Source organism: Nocardioides hungaricus, assembly GCF_054782915.1.
Genome location: NZ_BAAGRO010000076.1, coordinates 1 through 1,364 on the forward strand (window position 1 = coordinate 1; position 1,364 = coordinate 1,364).

1 protein-coding gene is annotated in these 1,364 nt (G+C 67.2%); it reads right to left on the reverse strand.

Going from position 1 to position 1,364, the window contains the following annotated elements; genetic code table 11:
- Positions 1 to 1,248: IS256 family transposase (locus ACYVKX_RS23260; RefSeq protein ID WP_460836094.1), on the reverse strand; the 1,248-nt coding region annotated here is incomplete at its 3' end.
- Between the last annotated feature and the right edge of the window lie 116 nt (positions 1,249 to 1,364).

The window sequence follows — 1,364 nt, forward strand, 5'->3', positions numbered from 1 at the left end:
GATGCGGTCGGGGTAGGCGATCGCGAGCTGGCCGAGGGCCTGCTTCCAGTTCGTCACGACCTGGCCCTCGACGAGGCGGCCCTTCGCCTTCCGCGCCGCGGCTGGCTTGCCGCGTTCCTTTGCGCGTTCACGGGCTCGTTTGTCCTCGATGTTGCAGATCGCCAGCCACAGCAGCTTCACCACGGCCAGGTCGTTGGGGAAGTGGCCGCGGTTCTTGGTGACCTTGCGCAGCTGGTAGTTCAGCGACTCGATGCTGTTGGTCGTGTAGATCACCCGGCGTAGCTCGGGTGGGAAGGCCAGGAACGGGATGAACCGTTCCCAGGCGGCGTCCCAGGTCGCGACGGCGTGGGGGTACTTCTTGCCCCAGTTCGAGTCCTGGAACGCCGCGAACGCGTCCCGGGCGGTCTTGTCGTTGCTGGCGGTGTAGATCGGCTTCAGCGCCTTCGCTACGGCCTTGCGGTCGCTGTAGGACACGAACCGCATCGAAGCCCGGATCAGGTGGACCACGCAGGTCTGCACGGTCGCGTGCGCCCAGGTCGCCTCGATCGCCTCGGGCAGCCCGGTGAGCCCGTCACAGCACACGATGAGCACGTCGCGGACGCCGCGGTTGGCGAGCTCGGCGCACACCCCGGCCCAGAACTTCGCGCCCTCGCTCGTTTGGATCCAGATCCCCAGGACGTGCTTGATGCCGTCCATGTCGACGCCGACGGCGATGTGGGCGGCCTTGTTGATCACGTGCGCGCCGTCGCGGACCTTGACCACGATCGCGTCGAGGTAGACCACCGGATAGAACGCCTCGAGCGGGCGGGCCTGCCACTCCAAGATCTCCTCGGCGATCGCGTCGGTGATGTTGCTGATCGTCTCGTGCGACAGCTCGGTCCCGATGGTCGAGGACAGGTGGTGGGCGATGTCCCTGACGGTCATCCCGCCGGCGTAGAGGCTGATGATCATCTCGTCGAGCCCCGAAAGCCGCCGGCTGCCCTTCGGGACCAGGACCGGGGTGAACGTCCCGTCCCGATCCCGCGGGATCGCCAGATCGACGTCACCGGTCTGGGTCGCGACCTTCTTCGGCGTCGTGCCGTTACGCGAGTTCGCCACCGCGGACGCCTCAGGGGCGCCCTTCTCATAGCCCAGATGGCTCGTGAGCTCGGCCTGGAGACCCCGTTCGAGGGTGGCCTTGATCAGCCCCGGGATGAACCCGCCATCGCCGGTCAGCTCGATCTCTCCGGAGTCGATCTTCGCGAACAACTCGTCCAACGCGCCCGACGAGGCAAGCTCAGCAGCAGCCTTCGCCCCTGGCTGGTCCGCGCGTTCAGCACGTGCCGCAGCAGCGGCCTTCTTGTAGTCCGGTCGCCCGGATCCTT